At 71.6% G+C, this 20,667-nt stretch carries 15 protein-coding genes, 1 tRNA gene and 3 pseudogenes; 12 read left to right on the plus strand and 7 right to left on the minus strand.

The genetic code is table 11. The features are described from left to right. The first annotated feature begins 256 nt into the window (after window positions 1-256). The gene (locus Prum_RS21645; RefSeq protein WP_246278598.1) at window positions 257-1,768 is read left to right on the plus strand and encodes a pectate lyase family protein; all 1,512 of its coding nucleotides are present in this window, start codon (window positions 257-259) and stop codon (window positions 1,766-1,768) included. 106 nt (window positions 1,769-1,874) lie between these two features. Here Prum_RS21645 and Prum_RS21650 read toward each other — a convergent pair. Continuing rightward, window positions 1,875-2,964, minus strand: a pseudogene (locus Prum_RS21650) (ABC transporter ATP-binding protein). Between the two features lie 312 nt (window positions 2,965-3,276). On the opposite strand from Prum_RS21650, the gene Prum_RS21655 reads away from it, so the two are divergent. After that, window positions 3,277-3,350: transfer RNA gene (locus Prum_RS21655), tRNA-Thr, on the plus strand. A 1-nt stretch (window position 3,351) separates the two neighbouring features. Beyond that, a complete protein-coding gene (locus tag Prum_RS21660; protein ID WP_173078183.1) occupies window positions 3,352-3,732 on the plus strand; it encodes a YkvA family protein in 381 nt (126 codons plus the stop codon). Window positions 3,733-3,804: 72 nt separating this feature from the next. Here the strand turns inward: Prum_RS21660 and Prum_RS21665 are convergent, their stop codons facing one another. Beyond that, window positions 3,805-4,950 (minus strand): hypothetical protein, encoded by a 1,146-nt coding sequence (locus tag Prum_RS21665; RefSeq protein WP_173078185.1) that lies wholly within the window; start codon window positions 4,948-4,950, stop codon window positions 3,805-3,807. Window positions 4,951-5,105: 155 nt separating this feature from the next. Here Prum_RS21665 and Prum_RS21670 point away from each other — a divergent pair, with 155 nt between their 5' ends. Beyond that, the gene (locus Prum_RS21670; protein WP_173078187.1) at window positions 5,106-6,866 is read left to right on the plus strand and encodes an NAD-binding protein; all 1,761 of its coding nucleotides are present in this window, start codon (window positions 5,106-5,108) and stop codon (window positions 6,864-6,866) included. Here Prum_RS21670 and Prum_RS21675 read toward each other — a convergent pair. Beyond that, window positions 6,853-8,060, minus strand: a pseudogene (locus tag Prum_RS21675) (DUF4032 domain-containing protein). The gene Prum_RS21670 and the pseudogene Prum_RS21675 overlap by 14 nt on opposite strands. A gap of 104 nt (window positions 8,061-8,164) precedes the next feature. Between Prum_RS21675 and Prum_RS21680 the strand changes: the two are divergent. Then, window positions 8,165-9,448, plus strand: coding sequence for a trypsin-like serine peptidase (locus tag Prum_RS21680; RefSeq protein WP_173078188.1), 1,284 nt, complete (start codon window positions 8,165-8,167; stop codon window positions 9,446-9,448). Window positions 9,449-9,561: 113 nt separating this feature from the next. Beyond that, window positions 9,562-10,188, plus strand: a complete 627-nt coding sequence (locus Prum_RS21685) for a phosphatase PAP2 family protein (RefSeq protein ID WP_246278018.1) — start codon at window positions 9,562-9,564, stop codon at window positions 10,186-10,188. Here Prum_RS21685 and nagA read toward each other — a convergent pair. From nagA to Prum_RS21700, 3 genes are read right to left on the minus strand one after another with little or no spacing between them, the layout of a single operon-like run. After that, window positions 10,174-11,277: an N-acetylglucosamine-6-phosphate deacetylase gene (gene nagA, locus Prum_RS21690; protein ID WP_173084004.1), complete on the minus strand. Its 1,104-nt coding sequence runs from the start codon at window positions 11,275-11,277 to the stop codon at window positions 10,174-10,176. The two genes, Prum_RS21685 and nagA, sit on opposite strands and share 15 nt — an antisense overlap. Then, window positions 11,271-12,182, minus strand: coding sequence for an ROK family protein (locus Prum_RS21695; protein WP_173078189.1), 912 nt, complete (start codon window positions 12,180-12,182; stop codon window positions 11,271-11,273). Before Prum_RS21695 ends, nagA begins: the two co-directional genes overlap by 7 nt. Next, window positions 12,179-13,105, minus strand: a complete 927-nt coding sequence (locus tag Prum_RS21700; RefSeq protein ID WP_173078190.1) for an SIS domain-containing protein — start codon at window positions 13,103-13,105, stop codon at window positions 12,179-12,181. Before Prum_RS21700 ends, Prum_RS21695 begins: the two co-directional genes overlap by 4 nt. A 172-nt stretch (window positions 13,106-13,277) precedes the next feature. Between Prum_RS21700 and Prum_RS21705 the strand changes: the two genes are divergently transcribed. The 6 genes and pseudogenes from Prum_RS21705 to Prum_RS21730 all read left to right on the plus strand — a co-directional run bounded on the left by Prum_RS21705 (window position 13,278) and on the right by Prum_RS21730 (window position 18,240). Continuing rightward, window positions 13,278-14,063, plus strand: a complete 786-nt coding sequence (locus Prum_RS21705) for a DeoR/GlpR family DNA-binding transcription regulator (protein WP_173078191.1) — start codon at window positions 13,278-13,280, stop codon at window positions 14,061-14,063. Window positions 14,064-14,105: 42 nt separating this feature from the next. Continuing rightward, window positions 14,106-15,077, plus strand: a complete 972-nt coding sequence (locus Prum_RS21710; RefSeq protein WP_173078192.1) for an ATP-binding cassette domain-containing protein — start codon at window positions 14,106-14,108, stop codon at window positions 15,075-15,077. Beyond that, window positions 15,074-16,093: an ABC transporter permease subunit gene (locus Prum_RS21715; protein ID WP_246278019.1), complete on the plus strand. Its 1,020-nt coding sequence runs from the start codon at window positions 15,074-15,076 to the stop codon at window positions 16,091-16,093. The genes Prum_RS21710 and Prum_RS21715 overlap by 4 nt, the downstream gene beginning before the upstream one ends. A 47-nt stretch (window positions 16,094-16,140) precedes the next feature. Beyond that, window positions 16,141-16,482, plus strand: coding sequence for a DUF3263 domain-containing protein (locus tag Prum_RS21720; RefSeq protein ID WP_173078193.1), 342 nt, complete (start codon window positions 16,141-16,143; stop codon window positions 16,480-16,482). Window positions 16,483-16,580: 98 nt separating this feature from the next. Further along, window positions 16,581-17,057 (plus strand): annotated as a pseudogene (locus tag Prum_RS21725) (SigE family RNA polymerase sigma factor); the annotation flags it as partial. Next, window positions 17,050-18,240 carry a hypothetical protein gene (locus Prum_RS21730; protein ID WP_173078195.1) on the plus strand — a complete coding sequence of 397 codons (1,191 nt, stop codon included), beginning with the start codon at window positions 17,050-17,052 and terminating at the stop codon, window positions 18,238-18,240. The pseudogene Prum_RS21725 and the gene Prum_RS21730, both read left to right, overlap by 8 nt. A gap of 182 nt (window positions 18,241-18,422) precedes the next feature. Here Prum_RS21730 and Prum_RS21735 read toward each other — a convergent pair whose 3' ends face one another. Further along, window positions 18,423-20,561 (minus strand): AAA family ATPase, encoded by a 2,139-nt coding sequence (locus Prum_RS21735; RefSeq protein WP_371871380.1) that lies wholly within the window; start codon window positions 20,559-20,561, stop codon window positions 18,423-18,425. Window positions 20,562-20,667 lie beyond the last annotated feature (106 nt).

Genomic DNA, 20,667 nt, shown 5'->3' on the forward strand with positions numbered 1-20,667 from the left:
CAGATGTGACCGCGGGCGGTGGGCAGACACCGTCCGCGGGCACCACACCGGCCGGGGCCGGGGCACGGGCGGCGCAGCCCGGGCTTCCCGCGTCCCGCCCCGGCCGGCCCACTTCCACGGTCTTGCCATCCCTTCCCACACCGTGGGGCGGCGGCCCTCGGGCCGCCGCCCCACAACCCCTTCTCCACCAGCCCGGAGGAACCCCATGCACGTGAGGAAAAGACTGCGAATCTATGCGGCGCTCGCCACGGTGGCCATGGCGGCCGCGACCGGTGTGGTCATGTCGATACCCGAGGCGTCGGCCGCGACCGGTGGCGTCACCGGCTACGCGACCCAGAACGGTGGCACCACCGGCGGCGCGGGCGGGCAGACGGTGCGGGCCACCACGGGGACCGCGATCCATACGGCTCTGTGCGGCCGGGCCAGCAGCAGCACGCCGATCATCATCCAGGTCGAGGGCACCATCAACCACGGCAACACCACCAAGGTGTCGGGCGGCAGCTGCAACACCGCCGCCGACGTGATCGAGCTCAAGGAGATCAGCAACGTCACGATCATCGGGGTCGGCGGCGGAGCCATCTTCGACCAGTTGGGCATCCACATTCGCGACGCCAGCAACATCATCATCCAGAACGTGACCGTCCGGAACGTCAAGAAGTCGGGCTCACCCCTCTCCAACGGTGGTGACGCCATCGGCATGGAGAGCACCGTCCGCAACGTCTGGGTCGATCACGTCAACCTGGAGGCGTCGGGCGGGGAGGCCGAGGGGTTCGACGGCCTCTTCGACATGAAGAACAACACCCAGTACGTGACCCTCTCGTACAGCGTCCTGCGCAACTCCGGTCGCGGTGGCCTCGTCGGGTCCAGCGAAAGTGACCTCACGAACGGCTTCATCACGTACCACCACAACCTGTACGAGAACATCGACTCCCGTACGCCCCTGCTGCGTGGCGGCGTGGCCCATATCTACAACAATCACTACGTGAGCCTCAACGAGTCCGGCATCAACTCCCGGGCCGGAGCTCGCGCCAAGGTGGACAACAACTACTTCAAGAACTCCAAGGACGTACTGGGCACCTTCTACACCGACGCGGCCGGCTACTGGCAGGCCAGCGGCAACATCCTCGACAACGTGACCTGGTCCAGCCCCGGCACCGACACCAACCCGGCCGGCCCCGGCATGCCGTCCAACACCACCGTCAGCATCCCGTACTCGTACACCCTCGACGGGGCCAGCTGCGTGCCGAGCATCGTGAGCCAGACGGCGGGCGCCAACAAGGGCCTACAGGTGTCGAACGGCAACTGCTCGCCGACGACACCGACAACGGCACCGACCACGCCCGCGCCGAACCCGACCACCGCCTCGCCGGCACCCACGACGCCGGCGCCGACCACGCCCAGCGGTACCAACCTCAGCATCGGGGCCGGCGCCGACGGTTCCAGCAAGGCCAGCGGGACGAGCTACGGCAACGTGCTGGACGCCAACATGAGCACCTACTGGTCGCCGACCGGCACGACCGGCTCCATCTCGGTCAAGTGGGGCTCCGCCACCACGGTTTCCAGGATCAACATCCGGGAGGCGTCCGGCGCCACGGGCCGTATCGGGTCCTGGCGGGTCATCAACCACGACACCGGCGCGGTCCTGACCTCCGGCACCGGCGCCGGAGTCATCACCTTCGCCCAGACCTCACTGAAGAAGATCACCTTCGAGATCACCAGCGCGAGCGCCGCGCCACAGGTCGCCGAGTTCGAGACCTACGCCGCGTAGCCCCCGCCCTGATCACGGTTGGGGCGACTTCCAACCTGAGCTCCGCGGTTACACCGGATAGCAAAGGGGCGGGCCCTCGGGCCCGCCCCCACCTTGCTTTGGTACGTCAGAGACGCTGGCCGGTCACGGCGTGGAACGAGTGGTGCTGGTCGGTGCGCGGCTTCACGAAGACCGTGTCGCCCATGTTGGGCATGTGGCGCCGGTCGGTACGCACCGTGAAGCGCTCCGAGCCGCCGTCGAGCGCGGCGTGGCCGTACACGTTGGCGTCCGAACCCAGGTCTTCGACCAGCTCGACGACGACGGGCAGGCCGCCCTCGGTCGCGCCGACCAGGTCGCAGTCCTCGGGGCGGAACCCGACGGTGACCTTGCCGTTGCCGCCGTTGCCCTGCGCCGCGGCGATCTGCTCGCGGCTCAGCGGCACGATCATCTGGGCGAAGACGGCGCCCTGCTCGGTGAGCGGAACGGTCTTGATGTTCATGGCCGGGGAGCCGATGAAGCCCGCGACGAAGACGTTGCCGGGGTGTCGTAGAGCGCCCGCGGGGTGTCGACCTGCTGAAGCACGCCGTCGAGCAGAACGGCCACCCGGTGGCCCATCGTCATGGCCTCGACCTGGTCGTGGGTCACGTAGACGGTGGTGATGCCGAGCTTCGCCTGGAGCGTCGCGATCTGCGTACGGGTCTGCACCCGCAGCTTGGCGTCGAGGTTCGACAGCGGCTCGTCCATGAGGAAGACCTGCGGCTCACGCACGATCGCGCGGCCCATGGCGACACGCTGGCGCTGGCCGCCGGAGAGGGCCTTCGGCTTACGGCTGAGGTACTCCTCCAGCTGGAGCAGCGCCGCTGCCTCCTTGACCCGGCGGTCGATCTCCGACTTCGAGGTCTTGCGGAGCTTGAGGGCGAACGCCATGTTCTCGTACACGGTCATGTGCGGGTACAGGGCGTAGTTCTGGAAGACCATCGCGATGTCGCGGGCCTTGGGGGCAGGTGGGTGACATCGCGACTGTCGATGTGGATCGAGCCCTCGTCGACATCCTCCAGGCCGGCGAGCATGCGCAGGCTGGTGGACTTTCCGCAACCGGACGGGCCGACCAGGACGAGGAACTCCCCGTCGCCGATCTCCAGGTCCAGGTGGTCAACCGCGGGACGCTCGGTGCCCGGGTAGATCCGGGTCGCCTTGGAATACGTGACCGTAGCCATGGTGAAGCGCTTCCTTTCACCGGCAGGAACGTGCCGGACGATCCGAGTGAAGGAGCGACCGGCGCTGCCTCGCGCCGGCCCGGCGGATGCACCGAGGTGTCACCCGCGTCACGCAACGGTAAACGGTTTCTGCCTGGCTGCCAATAGTCAGCCGGGATCTTGAAGGAAACAGGAAAGGGCGATCCGGACGCCCGGGCACGAACGTCGCGTGCCATTTTCGTTACAAAATCAGGGGTACGACGACACGGCGCGTACGCTGCCCAAACGCGGATCACCAGGGGCTGCCATTGGTCGTTATGCTGGCGACGGCACGCCCCTGTAGCTCAGTTGGCCAGAGCACTCGCCTTGTAAGCGAGATGTCGCCGGTTCGAGTCCGGCCGGGGGCTCATGCGGAGCTGGCTGCTCGGGCTGGCGATCGCGACGGGCTGCCTGGTAGCGAGTTGGGCACTGCTCGTCGTGCTGGCCCGGCGGCTGCCGCCCGGCGTCCTGCGTGACCTGGCGGCCTTCATCCCCGACTGCGTGACCGCCGTGCGGCGGCTCCGCAAGGATCCCCGGGTACCCCGGCGTGCCAAGGTCGCCATCGTCATCGCCGGCCTGTGGGTGGCCAGCCCGATCGACCTGATCCCCGAGTTCCTTCCGGTGATCGGTCCGCTCGACGACATCGTCGTGGTCGCTCTGGCGCTGCGGTACGCCGGCCGCCAGGTCCCGCGTGAGGTACTGCTAGCCGCCTGGCCCGGCGACCCCCGCCTCCTAGAACGCCTCCTCTGATCTTGCAAGGAAGGGCCCCTTGTTATGCAAAAAGCGATAACAAGGGGCCCTTCCTTGCAAGCGGGGAGGGAGCTACATGACGTCCATGTGCTTCATGCCGGGCATGCCCGCCAGGGTGCCGCCCGTGGGCAGGATGCTGGTCAGGTTGCTCAGGTCGCCCAGGAGCGGGAGGCCCACGCTGGCCGCCTCGGTGTAGTCGGCGTCCTCGCCGGCCACCGGGCGCTCGTTGGTGGTGCTGTGCCGACGCGTCTGGCCCTGGCTGGCCCCGGTGGCGTCGTCACCCGCGGGCGCGGGCAGCGTGGTCGCCGGCGCGCCGGCACCCGGCAGGCCCAGCGAGCTGAGCGCGCCGACCAGCGGCAGGTCGTTCGTCGGGTTGTCGGACGCACCCGGGACGCCCTTGAGGTTGAGGTCGCCGACCAGCGGCAGCGTGGCGACCGGCGGCAGCGCCTCCGGCTCGAACGAGCGGGTGAACAGCTCCGGGTTCTGCGCGGTCATGGCGTCGCCGATGAGGGCGGGCACCATGCCGTGGGCCGAGGACGACGTCGACTTGGCAACGCCGTTGCCGTTGCCGCGTACGGCCTTGCGGCTGGCGACCGTCGGGATCGCGTCGGCCGGCATGACGCCGAGCGCGGCCGGAATGGCCGCACCGGCACGCGTGGTGTCCACATCGGCCGTCGCCGGGACCAGGTCCTGCATCCCGCCGGCGTTGGCGCTGAGGCCGTTGGCGCCGTTGAGCAGCGACTGCGTGCTGCCGGCCAGGCCCAGCGAGTCGACCGCGCGGGTGGCACCGATCGTGTCGGTGAACGTGCCGGCGACCGGCAGGTCCGACAGCAGGTTGGGCTTCTCCGTCCGGACCGCCTCGCGGCCGAGGGAGGTGTGTCCCAGCGCGTCCGGGCTCACCGCCGCGGTCGGCGACGACGGCGCGGCGCCGACGAACCCGAGGTCACGGGTCGGTGCGACGTTCCCGCCCAGGTTGCCGAGCTGGCCGGTCATCACCAGGTCGGGGCCGACGCCCTTGGCAGCCGGGCCGACCGCCACCTGCGAGAAGTCCCCACCGCCGGTGGGCGAGAAGAAGTCGTCGAGCAGGCCGCGCAGTTGCTGCGGGTCGGTGACCGGGGTGGCGTCGACGTCATCCGCTTGCGCGGCGCCGCCGCCGAGCAGCAGGAAGCCGCCGGCGATGCCGACCGTTCCGACCGCGCGATAGAACCACTTGTTCATGTCCATCCATTCAGTGCTTTGCGGTAGCACCGAGCAATAGGGTGCTAAGTACGCCAAATCGTCCAACGAGCCGCCGACCAAACCGTTCCTGGCTTGGCGAAAGTTCATGATCGGCGGGGCTGCGCCCGTTGGAGTGGGCTGACTACGATCCGGTCATGTCGGCGGACCCGTGGCGCAACCGGGCGCGGCGCGCGGTGGTGTCCCGCCTGCGCGATGGGCTCCGGACCAACGGCGATGCCCCGCACTACGTGATCTGCGGCAGCGATCCGCTCACGTACCGGGTGGTCAGGGAGCTGACCCGGTCGACCGACGCGCGGATCACGGTGGTCCTGCCGACCCGGCGCCGGCTCGAAGGCCCGGACCTCGCCGAGATCAAGGGCATCCGCATCATCCGGGCGGACCTGCTCAACGAGGACACGTTCCGGGCCGCGGGCCTGGCGGGCGCCGATGGCCTGGCGCTGATGCGCCAGGACGACGTCGGCAACATCCACGCCGCCCTGTGTGCGCAGGAGGTCGAGCCCCGGGTACGCCTGGTGCTGCGCATGTTCAGCCCGCGGCTCGGCGAGGGGGTCAAGCGGCTCTTCGCCGACTGTGAGGTGCTGTCCGACTCGGTGATGGCGGCGCCCGCGTTCGTCGCCGCCGCCCTCGGCGAACCGGCTCCGACGAACTTCCGGCACGCCGGCCGCACGCTCTACGTCGCCCGGCGTGCCGACGTCCGGCCGGACAGCATCGTCTGCGGCCTCGCCGACACCCGGGAGCGCAACAACCCCCGCGTGCTGCCCGCCGACCAGAGCCGCGCCGACCTGGTACTGGCCGAGGTCATGGGGCAGCCGGTGGGCACGGAGGTGGCGGCCCGGCGGATCGTCCAGAAGCGGCGCCGGCGCCGGCCGTTCTTTGCGCTGTTCCGCGGTCTGCGCTGGTTCGTCAACCGCAAGCTGGGCGTCGCCACCATCTCGGTGCTCTCGGTGGCCACCATCGTCGGCGGGATGCTCGCCCGGTTGCAGGGCCTCGACGGCTGGCAGGGCCTCTACGTGACCCTGCTCACCACCATCACCGGGCCGGACGTGGACCTGGATGAGTCGTTCCGCGTACAGGCGATGCAGGTGCTCCTCACGGTCTCCGGGCTCGCGCTGGTCCCGCTGATCACGGCCGTCGTGGTCGACGCGATCGTCAACGCGCGGCTGGCCTTGAACGCCGGACGGCTGAACATGCCGCGCGAGGGCCACGTCGTCGTGGTCGGCGTCGGCAACGTCGGTACCCGGATCATCCGGCAGCTCTACGACCTCAGCATCGAGGTGGTGGCGATCGACCGGAACCCGGAGGCCCGTGGCGCGCCGGTGGCCCGCCAGCTCAACATCCCGCTCATCATCGGCGACGCGGCTCAGGAGGCGGTGCTACGGGCCGCGTCGGTCGCCACCTGCCAGGCGCTGGTGGTGGTGTCCACCGACGACGTCAGCAACCTGCAGGCCGCCCTGAACGGCCGCTCGCTCAAGCCGGATCTGCGGGTGGTCATGCGGCTGTTCGACGGCGACCTGGCCGACAAGATCCAGAAGGCGTTCAACATCGCCACGTCGCGCAGCGTGTCGTACCTGGCCGCGCCCGCGTTCGCCGCCGCCCTGGAAAACCGCGACGTGATCGCGACGATCCCGGTGGACCGCCACGTGCTGCTGGTCGCCGAGGTGGTCGTCACCCGCGGCTCACTCCTGGACGGTACGACGATCCGCGACGCCACCCGCGCCGGCGAGGTACGCGTCATCGCGCTGGCCAAGTTCGGCGAGCCGCGGCCGATCTGGACGCCGTCGCCCGGGTTCCAGGTCAGCGGCGGCGACCGGCTCACCGTCGTGGCCCGCCGGTCCGGCCTGGGCTGGCTGCTAAGGCAGACCTCGGAGCAGCCCGAGGGGGCTACAGAGAGCTGAGCTCGACGCCGAGCACGGCCTGCTCGTCCGGCCGGTGCACCAGCACGTCGTTCAGGAACGACTGCACCGCCGGCGCCAGGCCGACGTCGCGTCCGGCCTCTTCGGACAGTCGCCACCGGTGCTCGATGATCTGCACGAACAGCTCCGAGGGCTCCAGCTTGCGGCGCAGGTGCGCGGGGACGGCGCGTACCACCGGCTCGAAGACCTCGGTCAGCCAGCGGTGCGCGGCCTGCTGTTCGTCGGTCAGGTCGCTTTCGGCCCGGTACGTGTCGAGGTCGTTGAGCAGCCGGCGGGCCTGGTTTTCCTCGGCGTCCAGCCCGGCCAGGCGCATCAACCGGCGGGTGTGGTAGCCGGCGTCGACCACCTTTGGTCGTACCCGATAGGCGCCGCGGTCGACGAGGGACATCGCCACCTCCGCGACGTCGAAGCCCAGCTCGTTCAGGCGGCGGATGCGCCCCTCGATGTCGTGCCGGTCCTCGCGCTGGATCTCCTGCTCGTAGGTGACCTCGTGCCACAGCCGCTCGTAGCGCTGCACGACCTCCTCGGAGACCACCTCGGGGTCGATCGAGTCGTGCAGCAGGCCCGCGGCCTGCAGGTCGAGGGCCTCGCCGAAGATGTTGACCCGCGCGATCTCCAGGTCTTCGCCGCGCTGGCCGTTGGAGAGCTTGGGGTGCAGGGCGCCGGTCTCGGCGTCCACCAGGTACGCGGCGAACGCGCCCGCGTCCCGCCGGAAGAGCGTGTTGGACAGCGAGCAGTCGCCCCAGAAGAAGCCGGTCAGGTGCATCCGGACGATCAGGGCGGCCAGCGCGTCCAGCAGCCGGGTCATCGTCTCGGGGCGCAGCGTGTGGGAGAAGAGCGCCCGGTACGGCAGCGAGAACTGGAGGTGCCGCGTGATCAGGACAGGGTCGAGCGGCTCGCCGTCGCGGCTCTGCCGGTCGGCGACGATGGCGACCGCCTCGACGGCCGGGAAGTCGATCCGCTCCAGCGCCCGGAGCAGGTCGTACTCCCGCTCGGCGACGCGTTCCCCGGTCTCCTTGACCGCGTAGACCGTGCCCCGAGCTTGACGAAGCGCACCACGTGCCGCGAGATGCCCTGCGGGAGTGCCACCAAGTGGTCGGCAGGCCACTCCTCCAGCGGTGTCGACCACGGAAGGTCGAGCAGCGCCGGGTCCACGAGGGCCGATGTGATCCGCACGCAGACAAGCATGCCGGGTCACGCGGCGCGACGCTGCCAACCGTGGCTCGTTACACAGTGTCGGAAACGGATCGTCTTGGGTTGGACACGTGGGGGACATACGAATGCGGCGAACTGTGGCGCTGGTGGCGGGAGTCTGTACGGTGGTAGCGCTGGCGGGGGTGGCCGCGACCGCGTACGCGCGGGTCTCGCCAGAAGCGGAGCCGGCTCCGGCCGCGCAGTCGGTGGAGCGGCCGGTGGCCGAGGCCCCGGAGCGGCCGGATGCACCCGCCCCGCGCCGCGCGGACACCGCGCCACGCGCCGAGGCGCGCCCGTCCGGCCCGGTACGCGTCGGCCGTGAGCAGATCGGCGCGATCGCCGAGGTGGACCGGGTGCTGGGCTACCTGGACGCCGAGCGCCGGATGACGCTGCACTACCCGGGCGCCACGTACGTCAAGCCGCACTTCAGCCGCGTCCTGCTGCTGCCCGGCGACTACCTGACGGTGTCCGACCCGGCCGGCACCGAGGTGCACCGGGTGGGCGGTGACCTGCTGAGCACCGCCGGCCGCTGGGCCATGTCGGTCTCCGGCGACACCGCCGTGGTCGAGCTGCACTCCATCCGCCCGGACCTGCTCGGCCTGGAGTCGACCCTGGCCAACCTGGGCGTGAGCGTGGACAAGGTGGCGCACGGCTTCTCCTCGTCGGCACGTGCCGCGGCGCGTGAACGGCAGCCGGAGAGCCTCTGCGGCGGCGACGACAAGGCCGACGCGGTCTGCTACCGCTCGAAGGACCCGGTGGCGTACGAGCGGTCCAAGGCGGTGGCCCGGCTGCTGATCAACGGCACCGAGCTGTGCACCGCCTGGCGGGTCGGCGGCAACAACCGGATGCTGACCAACAACCACTGCATCGCGACCTCCTCCGACGCGTACGACACCGAGGTGTGGTTCAACTACCAGTGCGCGCAGTGCGGCGGCCACGCGGTGTTTCGGTCGACCAAGGTGTGGGGCGACAAGGTGCTCAGCACCGACGAGGCGTTGGACTACACGCTCTTCACGCTCGAGGACTTCAGCTTGGTGAAGAAGTTCGGCTTCCTGGAGCTCGACCTGCGCCGGGCCGCCCGCGGCGAGGAGCTGTACATCCCGCAGCACCCGGGCGGCGACCCCACGATGATCGCGATGGACAGCGACGAGGACGCCAACGGCAACTGCGTGATCGACGACCCCTCCTACACCGGGTACGCCAAGGCGTCCGACGTCTCGTACTACTGCGACACCGAGGGCGGCTCCTCCGGCTCGCCGGTGATCTCCAAGAAGACCGACAAGGTGCTCGCCCTGCACCACTTCGGCGGCTGCCCGAACTCGGCCGTCCGCGTGGACCTGATCTACAACAAGATCAAGTCGCAGCTGTAGCTTGGGTTCGTGCAGGCCCAGCCACCTACAGCCCTGGCCACCACCCGCGGGCCAGCCGGGTCCGGCCGGCCGGGTGGTGGTACGACGCCCTGCTGGTCGCCGGCTTCGTCGCGTTGACCGCCGCGCTGGCGGCCGGCTGGCTGCTCGACCTGGACCAGGCGGTCGCCGACTGGGTGGACACCCACCAGACCGACCTGACGTACTGGCTGGCCCGGGTGCTCAACTTCCTCGGCAGCGGCAGCCCGCTCACCCTGCTCTGCCTGGGCATCGCCATCTGGCTGGGCGTACGTCGCCGCTCGCTCTGGCCGATCGCGCCGGTGGTGGCCGCCTTCCTCGCCACCGGGTTCGCCATCATGCCGCTCAAGCTGTGGACCGACCGGGCGGCGCCGCGCTCCACGCTGCCCGACGCGGTGGAGCTCTTCAACACGCTGCCGCCCGGGGAGTACAGCATCTCGTACCCCTCGGGCCACCTGGTCAACACCGTCGTCTGGTACGGCGTACTCGTGCTGCTGCTGACCCCGTGGCTGGGCCGCACGGCCCGGCGTTGGCTGCGGGTGGCACCCCCGGTGATCGTGTTCTGCACGACGATCTACCTGAACTACCACTGGGTGACCGACTCGGTCGCCGGCCTCCTGCTGGGGCTGCTGCTCGACCGCCTCCTGACCCGCGTCCCCTGGCCCCGCATACCGAGAGGCCCAGTGACGTCGCCCGCCAGCTGGGGACCATCACTCGTCAGGTAGCCAAGTGCCGGCGCGCATGACGCGGTCGACGCGCAAGGTGTCATCTAGCAGCACCAGGTCGGCGCGTAAACCTTCGACCAGGGCGCCGAGCGTGTCCGCTAGGCCGATCGCGCGCGCCGGCGTCGTCGCCGCCATCTGGGCCGCGGCCACCATGGGCACCCCCGCGTGTACGGCCTGGCGCAGCGCGGCGTCCATGGTCAGGGTGCTGCCGGCGATGGAGCCGTCCCGGGTCAGCCGGGCGACCCGGTCGGCCACCACGACGGACTGTCCACCCAACTCGTACTCGCCGTCGGGCATGCCGGCCGCGGCCATGGCGTCCGTGATGAGGGCGGCCCGGTCGGCGCCGGTCACCGTGGCGGCGAACGCCAGCGTGCCGTCGTGCAGGTGGATCCCGTCGGCGACCAGTTCGCAGATCACCGTGGGGGCGCTGAGCAGGGCGAACACCGGTCCGGGTTCGCGGTGGTGCGGCGGGCGCATGCCGTTGAAGACGTGCGTGCCGACGGTCGCGCCGGCGTCGATCGCGGTGATCGTCTGGTCATACGTGGCGTCGGTGTGGCCGAGGGCGGCCACCACGCCGTGCGAGACGAGCAGGTCGATGGCCTCCAGGGCGCCCGGTCGCTCGGGAGCGATGGTCACCATGCGTACCGCGCCCTCGCCGAGCGCGATCAGCTGGGTCAGCTCCTCGATCGACGGGTCCCTTAGAAAGGCCGGGTTCTGCGCGCCGCACCGGATCTGCGACAGGTACGGCCCCTCGTAGTGGACGCCGGCGAGCACTCCCTCGGCGACCAGCGGGGCGAAGGCAACCGTCGCGGAGCTCATCAGCGAGAAAGGCGAGCTGACCAGGCTGGCCAGCAGCGTGGTGGTGCCGTGCCGGAGGTGGAAGCCGGCCGCCGCCCGCGCCGCCGCGACGTCGCCGGTGGTGAAGGTGTGCCCGCCGCCGCCATGCGTGTGGATGTCCACGAACCCGGGCAGGATCCACGGCCCGTCGCCGGGGTCCGCGCCGCCGATCTCGGTCAACAGGCCGCCGGCCACGTCCACGTACCCGCTGATCCCGGCCGGGGTGACCACCCGTCCGGTGAGCCTCACGATGCCGCGTCCAGGGCCAGCAGGGCCGCGCCGATGCAGCCGGCCTCGTCGCCGAGCGCGGCCCGCACCAGCGCGGGCTCCGGCTGGAACGTGAGCCGTTCCCGTACCGCGCCGCGCAGGGGTTCGAGCAGCGCGTCGCCGGCCTCGGCCAGGCCGCCGCCCAGCACGACGGCCTCGACGTCGTAGAGCGTCTGGGCGATGACCAGCCCGTCGGCCAGCGCGTCGACGGTCGCCCGCCACACCTCGGCGGCGAGCGCCTCGCCGGCCGCCGCGCGCGCCACGACCTCGGCCGCGGTCGCCTGGGCGCCGGCCACGGTCGCGTACCGCCGGCTCACCCCGGACGCCGACGCCTCGGCTTCGAGGTGCCCGAGCGCACCGCAGCCGCAGCGCGCACCGCCGGGGCGTACCACGATGTGGCCCAACTCGCCCGCGGCGCCATGCGCGCCGGCGGCGCCACGCCCGTCGACGATGTGCGCGGCCGCGATGCCGGTGCCGATGGCGACGAAGAGCACGTGCCGGTGGTCGCGCCCGGCGCCCAGCCGGGCCTCCGCGAGACCGCCGGCACGCACGTCGTGGCCGAGCGCCGCGGGCAGTCCGAGCCGTGCCGACACGAGATCACGCAGGGGTACGTCGCGGAAGCCCACATTCGCGGCCCAGACGGCTCGGCCGGCGGCTTCGTCGACGACGCCGGGGACGGCCACGCCCACCGCGACCGGGGTCGCGCCATCGGCGCGGGCCTTTCCGGCCAGGCTCTCCGCGAGGTCCAGGATGGTGGCCACCACCTGCTCGCCGCCGCGCTCGGCGCCGGTGGGGTGGCGTTCGGTGTGCAGGACCGCGCCGGTGGCCGACACGAGCCCACACTTGATGCCGGTCCCGCCCACATCGAGCGCGACCACAGCCTGTGTCATGTGAGTACCACGGAGCGGGTCAGGTGGCGCGGCGCGTCCGGGTCGAGGCCGCGGGCGACCGCGATGGCGACGGCGAAGCGCTGCGCGAGGATCAGGTCGGCCATGGGGTCGAGCGGCTTGCGGCCGGCGGCCCACCGGCCGAGCGAGGAGACCCCGCCGCCGGCACCCAGGCTGCAGTGCACGAACGCGGCACCGGTGGCCGTGACGTCCTCGGCGAGCCCGTCCGGGATCTCGCCGAACGCCCACACCACCCGGCCGGGCGCCGCGATCGAGATAGGCCCGTGCCGGTAGTCCATGGCCGGGTACGCCTCGGCCCAGAACGTGGCGGCCTCGCGGCACTTGAGCGCGGCTTCTTGGGCGAGGCCGATCGTCCAGCCCCGACCGAGGAAGGTGACCTGCTCGACCCCGGTCGGGTCGACCGGGAGCGGGGCCCGCACGGCCACCTCCGCGTCGGCGGCGGCGGGCGACAGGTCCTCGCCGAGGTGCGCCCGCAGCAGGGCCAGTGCGCTGGTGGCGAACCGGGTCTGCACCACCGACCGCTCGTCCGCGAACGGCATGAGCACGTGGTGGGTGGCCAGCTCGGCGGCCGGCGCGGCCGGGTCGCCGACGATCGCAACGGTCCGCGTGTCGACGGCACCGAGCAGGTCCAGCACCTCGGTGGTGGTGCCGGACCGGGTGATCGCCACGATGCGGTCGTAGCTGCGGGTGGTGGGGAACTCCGACGCCTGGAACGCGTCGGTCTCCCCGTGGCCGGCGCGCTCGCGCAGGCTGGCGTACGCCATGGCCATGAACCACGACGTGCCGCAACCGACGACGGCGACCCGCTCGCCGCGGTGGGGCAGGCTGTCCGACTCGGCGGCCAGTGCGGCCGCTTGGCGCCAACACTCGGGCTGACTGGCGATCTCCGCGTCTACGTAAGTCATGATTCTCCTGCGCGTATCAGCTCAGTTCGGCCGTCTTTCGAGCGTCATTGTGCTCGGTGGTCCCGGCCGGTGGCAACCGTGCGCAGCTTCGCGCAGCCGGCTGTTTTGCGTGGCAGTGTTTCGAGCACTATTGTGCACGCATCCAAGCACCGTCCGTACACCGGAGGTTACGGTGGATCGCTACGCACGCTGGAACGCCCTGCTCGAACTGCTCACCGAGAGCGGGCGGGTCAGCGTCGAGGACGCCGCCGCCAAGCTGGACGTCTCGCAGGCCACCATCCGGCGCGACTTCGACCAGCTCGCCCAGCAACAGATGATTACGCGCACGCGCGGTGGCGCTGTCGCCAACGGCGTCTCGTACGACCTGCCGCTGCGCTACAAGACCGCCAAGCACTCCGCGGAGAAGCAGCGGATCGGCGCCGCGGCCGCCGCGCTCGTGTCGCCCGGCATGGTCGTCGGGCTCAACGGCGGCACCACGATGACCGAGGTGGCCCGCGCCCTGGCCGTACGGCCCGACCTGAACAGCGGAAGCGACGGCGCCCAGCTGACGGTGGTGACGAACGCGCTGAACATCGCCAACGAGCTGTTGGTCCGGTCCCGCATGAAGATCGTGGTGGCGGGCGGCGTGGTGCGGCCGCAGTCGTACGAGCTGGTCGGGCCGCTCGGCGGTGCGCTGCTGCGCGAGGTGACCCTCGACGTGGCGCTGCTCGGCGTGGACGCGATCGACGTCCAGCTCGGGGCGGCGGCGCACCACGAGGGCGAGGCGTCCATGAACAACCTGATGGTCGCCCGCGCCAAGCGGGTCGTGATCATCGCCGACTCCTCCAAGCTGGGCGGTCACGCGTTCGCCCGGATCTGCCCCATCGAGCGCATCGAAATGCTGGTCACCGACTTGGGGGCGCCGGACGAGACGGTCGCGGCGTTCGAAACCGCGGGCGTGCGGGTGACACGCGCCTGAGCGGGACAGCGTCGCTTGTGCATACCGAGTATGGTGTCCGGCGTGACAGCGGTGCTGGAGATAGAAGGTCTGCGAAAGACCTACCGAAGCCGCCGCCGGGGTGCCCGGCAGGCGTTGGATGGCTTCGACATGGTGGTGGAGGCCGGCCAGGTGCACGGCTTCCTGGGGCCGAACGGGTCGGGCAAGACCACGACCCTGCGTACGTTGCTCGGGCTGATCCGCCCGAACGGCGGCCGGATGGCGATCCTCGGCCAAGAGGTGCCGGCCAGCCTGCCGGAGGTGGCGGGGCGGGTCGGGGCCATTGTGGAGAGTCCACAGTTTTTCCCGCACTTCTCCGCGCGCGACACGCTCTCCCTGCTCGCCGACGCGGGCCAGGTCCCGCAGCAGCGGGTAGACGAGGTGCTGGAGCTGGTGGGCCTGCGTGACCGGGCCAAGGAGCGGGTCAAGACGTACTCGCTGGGCATGAAGCAGCGCCTGGCCGTCGCGTCCGCGCTGCTGAAGAACCCGGCCCTGCTGATCCTCGACGAGCCGGCAAACGGCCTCGACCCGGGCGGCATCCGGGAGATGCGCGACCTCATGCGCGACCTGTCCGCGTCCGGCATGACGGTGCTGCTGTCCAGCCACATCCTCGGCGAGGTGCAGCAGATCTGTGACTCGGTCACGATCATCTCGCTGGGCCGGCGGGTCGCCGCGGGACCGGTCGCCGACGTGCTGGCCCAGCACTCGACCGGTGGCGTCGTGGTGCGGCTGGAGTCCGCCGCCGACCTGCCGACCGCGGCCCAGGTGCTGGTCGCGGCCGGCGCGCGGGTCGACATCAAGCCCGACCACCTGCTGGTCACCGGCGTCGAGAAGCCGGCCTGGGTCACCCGTACGCTGGCCGGCCGCGAGCTGTACGTCAGCGAGCTCGCGCCGGTCACCGTCGACCTGGAGAGCGTCTTCCTCGAACTGACCGGCACCGCGCCGGTGGCCGGCCAGCACCGCCAGGTGGATCAGTCTGTGGAGGTGCCCGCGTGAAGGGCTTGATCAAGGCCGAGGTGCGCCGGCTCTTCAAGCGGCGGCTGACCCGGCTCATGCTGGTGCTGCTGGTGTTGGGCCTGGGCACCATCACGGTGGCGTTCACCCTGGCCAGCCAGGAGATCGGGCCGTCGCAGCGGGCCGCCGCCGAGGCCGAGGCGCAGCGGCAGTACGAGGAAGCCGTGCGCTGGCACCAGCAGATGGTGACCGAGTGCGAGGCGGCCAAGGCGCGCGGCGAGAACATCACCGACCGCTACCCGCCGGACTGCGGCGCGGAGTTCGGCCCGCAGCGCGAGCAGTATGACGCCGACTGGTTCATGCCGTACGAGTTCAACTTCCGCGGCGAGTTCGGCATCTTCATCTCGGTGTTCGCCGGGATCGTGGCGCTGTTCGGCTTCATCGTCGGCGCCTCGTACGTCGGCGCGGAGTGGCACAGCGGCGGCATGATGAACCTCCTGCTCTGGCGGCCGCGCCGGCTCTCCGTGCTCTTCACCAAGCTCGGCGTGCTGCTGACCAGCCTGCTCGGCGTCACGGTGGCGCTCGGTGCACTGTGGACGCTCGCGTTCTGGCTCATCGGCAAGTACGACGGCCAGACCGGCACGATGACCCAGGGCGCCTGGGAGTCGTTCGCGCTCAGCGGCGCGCGCGGCGCCGGCCTGGTGCTCGCCGTGGCGGCGATCGGGTTCGGCCTGGCCTCGGTCGGCCGGCACACGGCGATGGCGCTCGGGGTGGCTGTCGGTGTGGGCGTCATCAGCGAAATCGGGCTCCGCATCGCGCTGGGCATCGCGGGTACGAAGTTCCCCGACCGGTGGGTGCTGTCGACGTACACCGTGGCCTGGTTCCAGAAGAAGTTCGAGCTGACCGACTGGAACGCCTGCAACTTCTCGCCCGGCGGTGAGTGTCTTCCGGACACATTTGTGGTCACATGGCAACAGTCCGCATTGGTCTTCGGGGTCGGCACAGCGGCGGTGCTGGCGGCTGCGATCTGGCTCATGCGGAGTCGGGACGTCACGTGAGGTAGTCTTTAGTACTTCCGTGCTAATCGATATCTGCGAGGAGCGCCATGAAGCCCGCCGCTGACGCTCCGGCGGTCGAAGTCGAGGCTTTCGAGCCCGACCTCGACGTCGTGGACACCGACCTGGACACCGACGCGCCGGCAGCCGTTCAGGCCGAGCCGCCGTTGACGGAGCGGGAGCAGCAGATCCTCGCGTTCGAACGAAAGTGGTGGAAGCACGCCGGGTCGAAGGAGCAGGCGATACGCGACGCGTTCGACCTCTCCGCGACCCGGTACTACCAGGTGCTCAACGGGTTGCTCGACAACCCCGCCGCGCTGGAGCACGATCCGGTCCTCATCGGACGGCTGCGCCGGATCCGCTCCACCCGGGCGCGCACCCGCCGCCGCTAGCCGCAACCCGCCGGCACCACATGGCGTGTGACGTACATGCCGGCTCTCGCTGACCAACAGCCCGACGCCGCGACCGGCCCCCGGGCGCCGCTGATTTCGACGCGCTCTACCACTCCCGGTACGGCGACGTGGTGGCGATGGTCCACGCGCTCACCGGAGACATCGCCGAGGCGCAAGACCTGGCTCAGGAGGCGTTCTGCCGGGCCTGGCAGCGCTGGCACGTGATCGCCGGTTACGAAGACCCGCTGGCGTGGATCCGCCGGGTCGCGGCCAACCTGGCGACCTCCCGCTGGCGGCGACTCGGCGTGGTGCGCCGTCACCTGCGCAGGGAACGGACCCTCGACGTACCCCCGCTGAGCCCGGACCACGTCGCGCTGGTGACCGCACTGCGGACGCTGCCCGCCGACCAGCGCCGCGCGCTTGTCCTGCACCACGTCGTCGACCTGCCGGTGGCCGAGGTGGCCCACGAGATGGGGGTGGCCGTGGGCACGGTCAAGTCCTGGCTGCACCGCGGGCGGGCCACCCTCGCCGCCCAACTCCGCGACACCGCCGAGGAGGTGACCGGCCGTGAGTGACCACGAGCGTATCGGGACGAACCTGGCCGAGCTGGGCGATGAGGTGCGGCGCGTGGTCGTCCCGCCGGCGCCCAGCGCCGTCCGCCGCCGGGCCGAGCACCAGCAGCGGATCCGGCGGACGGCCACCGCGGCGCTCGCCGCCGCGGCCGTCCTCGTCCTCGCGATCGGCGGCATCAGCGTGGTACGCGGTTCCGCCGCGCCGCCGGAGCCCGCCCCCGGGACGACGAGTACGCCGGCACCCTCGTCCTCGCCGAAGCCCTCGTCGTCGCCGAAGCCCTGGCCGGAGCAGAAGATCACCGACCCGATCGGCGCGACGGACTGGCGAAACACCACCATCACGTTCCCGCCGCACGCCGGCTGCCCGTCCGGCCCGGTCGAGTTCAAGCCCACCGAGATCGGCACGAGCCACCTGCCGGGAGTGCTGCTGAACCCCGAGCTCTTGGCGTTCGGCGACCTGACCGGTGACGGCCGACCGGAGGCGATCCTGCCGGCCGAGTGCCGGCAGGACGCGGAGGACAGCGGCGACGGCCAGGGCCAGCTGCTGGTGGTGACCCGGGAGGGCAACGCCCTGCGCGCGCTCGGCTGGGTCGGGCCGCGCGGCTCGCTCTACACCGGACACTGGGTCCGGGACGGCCGGCTCTACGTGGACGTCCACCCCTGGCACGAGCTGTGGGACTACTCGCTCGGCTCTGCCCAGGTCTACCGGTGGACGGGCCGGGCGTTCGTGAGCGTCAGCTCTACCGAGTACCCGGGCCTGCTCGCCGGTGGCCCGGTGCACCTGGCGCCGGTGGCCGGGCGTACCGGCTGCCCCACGCCGACCTTGACGTTCGGAGCGGACGGCAAAGCGCTTGGCGGCGGCACCACGTTCGACCTGGAGCAGCCGTCGGCGCCGGACCTACTGCCGCACCTGGTCGACCTGGACGGCGACGGCGTGCGCCGGATGCTGGTGGCGATCACCTGCGACCGCCGAGCCGACGACGGGCTCGGCACGACCGCGGTGTTCGTGCTCGACCGGCACCTCGACGGTGGCTGGGCCGCCCTCGACGCGATCCGCCCGCCGGAAGGGCGGTCGCTGGTCGGCTGGACCTACGACCGCGGCGTACTCGCCGTCGAGACGGCGGACGCGGCCGGCATCACTACCCGGACGCCGTACCGCTGGACCGGCACCTCCTTCCAACCCTGACCGCCCCTGGCCGCGGGCCGCGTCGTGCGCCGGCGTCGTGCGGCGCACGCGTCGGCTGCGCGTCGGTCGGCGGCGCGTCGATCAAGGCTTTGTGCGTCGATCAAGGGCAAACGGTCGTGGTTTGGAGATCAAAGCACGACCATATGCCCTTGATCGACGGGGAAAGCCTTGATCGCGGGGGGTTAGCGGGACTGTTGGGCGGCGTAGGTTTCTAGCCAGGCGACCTGGCTGGGGTCTAGGGACGGGCGGACGCGGTCGCGGGCCGTTGACACGTGGGCGGCCGTTACCGATGACGCCTCCAGGGACTCGCGCATCGCGGCCAGGGCGGCTTCGCGTACGAGGGCGGCGCAGTCGGCGGCGGAGAAGCCGTCCAGCTCGGACGCCAGCGCGGGCAGGTCGACGTCGTCCGCCAGCGGGACGGTGCGCGACGCGGCCCGCAGGATCTCGGCGCGGGCCTCCGTGTCCGGCGGTGGGACGTACACCAGGCGCTCCAGGCGGCCGGGGCGGAGCAGGGCCGGGTCGACCAGGTCGGGGCGGTTGGTCGCGCCTATCACCACGACGTTGCGCAGGTCCTCGACGCCGTCCAACTCGGTGAGCAGGGCCGCGACCACCCGGTCGGTGGTGCCGCCGTCGGTGGCCTGGCCGCGCACCGGGGCCAGGGCGTCCACCTCGTCCAGGAAGACCAGCGTCGGGGCGGCCTCGCGGGCGCGGCGGAAGAGCTCGCGGACGGCCCGCTCGCTCTCGCCGACCCACTTGGAGAGCAGCTCCGCGCCCTTCACGGAGAGCACGTTCGCCTTGCCGGTGCCGGCGATCGCCTTGACCAGGAAGGTCTTGCCGCAGCCGGGCGGCCCGTAGAGGAGCACCCCGCGCGGTGGCTGCACGCCCAGCCGCGCGAACGTGTCCGGGTACGTCAGGGGCCACAGCACCGACTCGGTCAGCACCTGCTTGACCTCCACCATGTCGCCCACGTCGTCGAGCGACACGGCCGCCACCTCCAGGGTGGACTGCGCCATGGAGGTCGGGCGGACCACCTCCAGGGCCGCGTCGAAGTCGGCCATGGACACCGTCGGCGACTCGGCGTCCAGTTGGCGCAGCGCGGCCCGTACGCCGGCCTCGCGGGCCAGTGCGGCCAGGTCGGCGGCGACGAAGCCGGGGGTACGGCCGGCCACGTCGTCCAGCCGTACGTCCTCGGCGAGCGGCATGCCGCGGGTGAGCACGGTCAGCTGCTCCCGGCGCATCGCGGCGTCCGGCAGCGGCACCGCGAGCTGTACGGCCAGCAGGTCCGGCCCACGCAGGGACGGGTCGACGGACTCGGGCCGGCTGGTGGTGCAGACCACGGCGGCGCCCGCCCGGACCAGCTCGGCGAGCAGCTGCCGGAACACTGTCGACAGTGGACCGGGCTGGTCGCGCGGGACGAGCGCCTCGACGTCGGAGATGAGCAGGACGGCCGGCCCGCCTTCGCGTACGGCGCCCACCGACGAGCGCAGGCGCGCGGCCGCGTCGTTGTTGGTCAGCGCCGCCACCTCGGGGCCCCAGAGGGCGACGACGCGCGCCCCGACCGCGCCCGCCACGGCGCGTACGAGCGCGGTCTTGCCCGAGCCGGCCGGCCCGGTGATGAGCACGCCCAGCGCGACGGTGGTGCCGAGCCGGCCGAGCACCTCCCGGTGGTTGAACCCGAGATCCAGCAGCTCGGTCAGCTCCTGCGCCTGGGCCCGCAGGCCGGGAAGGTCGTCGACCGCCGGGGCGGGCTCCGCCGGGGTCGGGGACGGCGCATGGGTCGCCTGCCCGCCCTCCCAGGCGACCGCGGTGTCCATGGTGACCAGCGCGGCGTCGGCGGGCTCCACCGCGCCCACCGTGAGGAGGGTGCTCGTCCACGCGTACCCGACGGTGTTGGCGAGGCTGCGCCGCGCGGCCTGGACGAGCGCGCGGACGCCGGACTCGGCGACCACGTCCTGGGGCAGGAGCGAGACGTTGTCGCCGGCGGTGACCACCTTGCCGAGCAGCGCGAGGCGCAGCATCTCGGGCGAGACGGCCGCGACGATCTCCACGGGCCCGGCGAGCGTGACCCGGCGGGCCGCGACGACCGGCGCCGGCGCGACCGTGATCTGGCCGCCGTCGCGGACGCCCAGGTTGCCGAGGATCAGGTCGTCGGCGTAGAGGAGCGCGCGGCTGGCGCCGGGCTCGGCCCGCGCGGCGATGCCGGCGGTGGCGCGGCGGCCGGTCAGGCGCACCGGATCGCCGGGGTTGAGGTCGAGCGCGGTGAGCACCTCCGGGTGCAGCCGGACGATGCCGCGGCGGGCATCCAGCGCCGCCGGGCGCATGCTGGCGGTCAGGGTGAGATCGCGTTCGGCCACGCGCCCGAGAGTAGCCGCACGCCACATCCTGAGAAGGCTCTCAGCGCTGCGCCACGGCAGGGCCGTACCGTTT

It is taken from the genome of Phytohabitans rumicis (genome assembly GCF_011764445.1).
GTDB lineage: Bacteria > Actinomycetota > Actinomycetes > Mycobacteriales > Micromonosporaceae > Phytohabitans > Phytohabitans rumicis.

Coding starts and splice junctions, on each gene's coding strand:
- Prum_RS21645 (WP_246278598.1), top strand. CDS start 257: ATGGCGGCCGCGACCGGTGTGGTCATGTCGATACCCGAGGCGTCGGCC.
- Prum_RS21660 (WP_173078183.1), top strand. CDS start 3,352: ATGCGGAGCTGGCTGCTCGGGCTGGCGATCGCGACGGGCTGCCTGGTA.
- Prum_RS21665 (WP_173078185.1), bottom strand. CDS start 4,950: ATGAACAAGTGGTTCTATCGCGCGGTCGGAACGGTCGGCATCGCCGGC.
- Prum_RS21670 (WP_173078187.1), top strand. CDS start 5,106: ATGTCGGCGGACCCGTGGCGCAACCGGGCGCGGCGCGCGGTGGTGTCC.
- Prum_RS21680 (WP_173078188.1), top strand. CDS start 8,165: ATGCGGCGAACTGTGGCGCTGGTGGCGGGAGTCTGTACGGTGGTAGCG.
- Prum_RS21695 (WP_173078189.1), bottom strand. CDS start 12,182: ATGACACAGGCTGTGGTCGCGCTCGATGTGGGCGGGACCGGCATCAAG.
- Prum_RS21700 (WP_173078190.1), bottom strand. CDS start 13,105: ATGACTTACGTAGACGCGGAGATCGCCAGTCAGCCCGAGTGTTGGCGC.
- Prum_RS21720 (WP_173078193.1), top strand. CDS start 16,141: ATGAAGCCCGCCGCTGACGCTCCGGCGGTCGAAGTCGAGGCTTTCGAG.
- Prum_RS21735 (WP_371871380.1), bottom strand. CDS start 20,561: ATGCGCCCGGCGGCGCTGGATGCCCGCCGCGGCATCGTCCGGCTGCAC.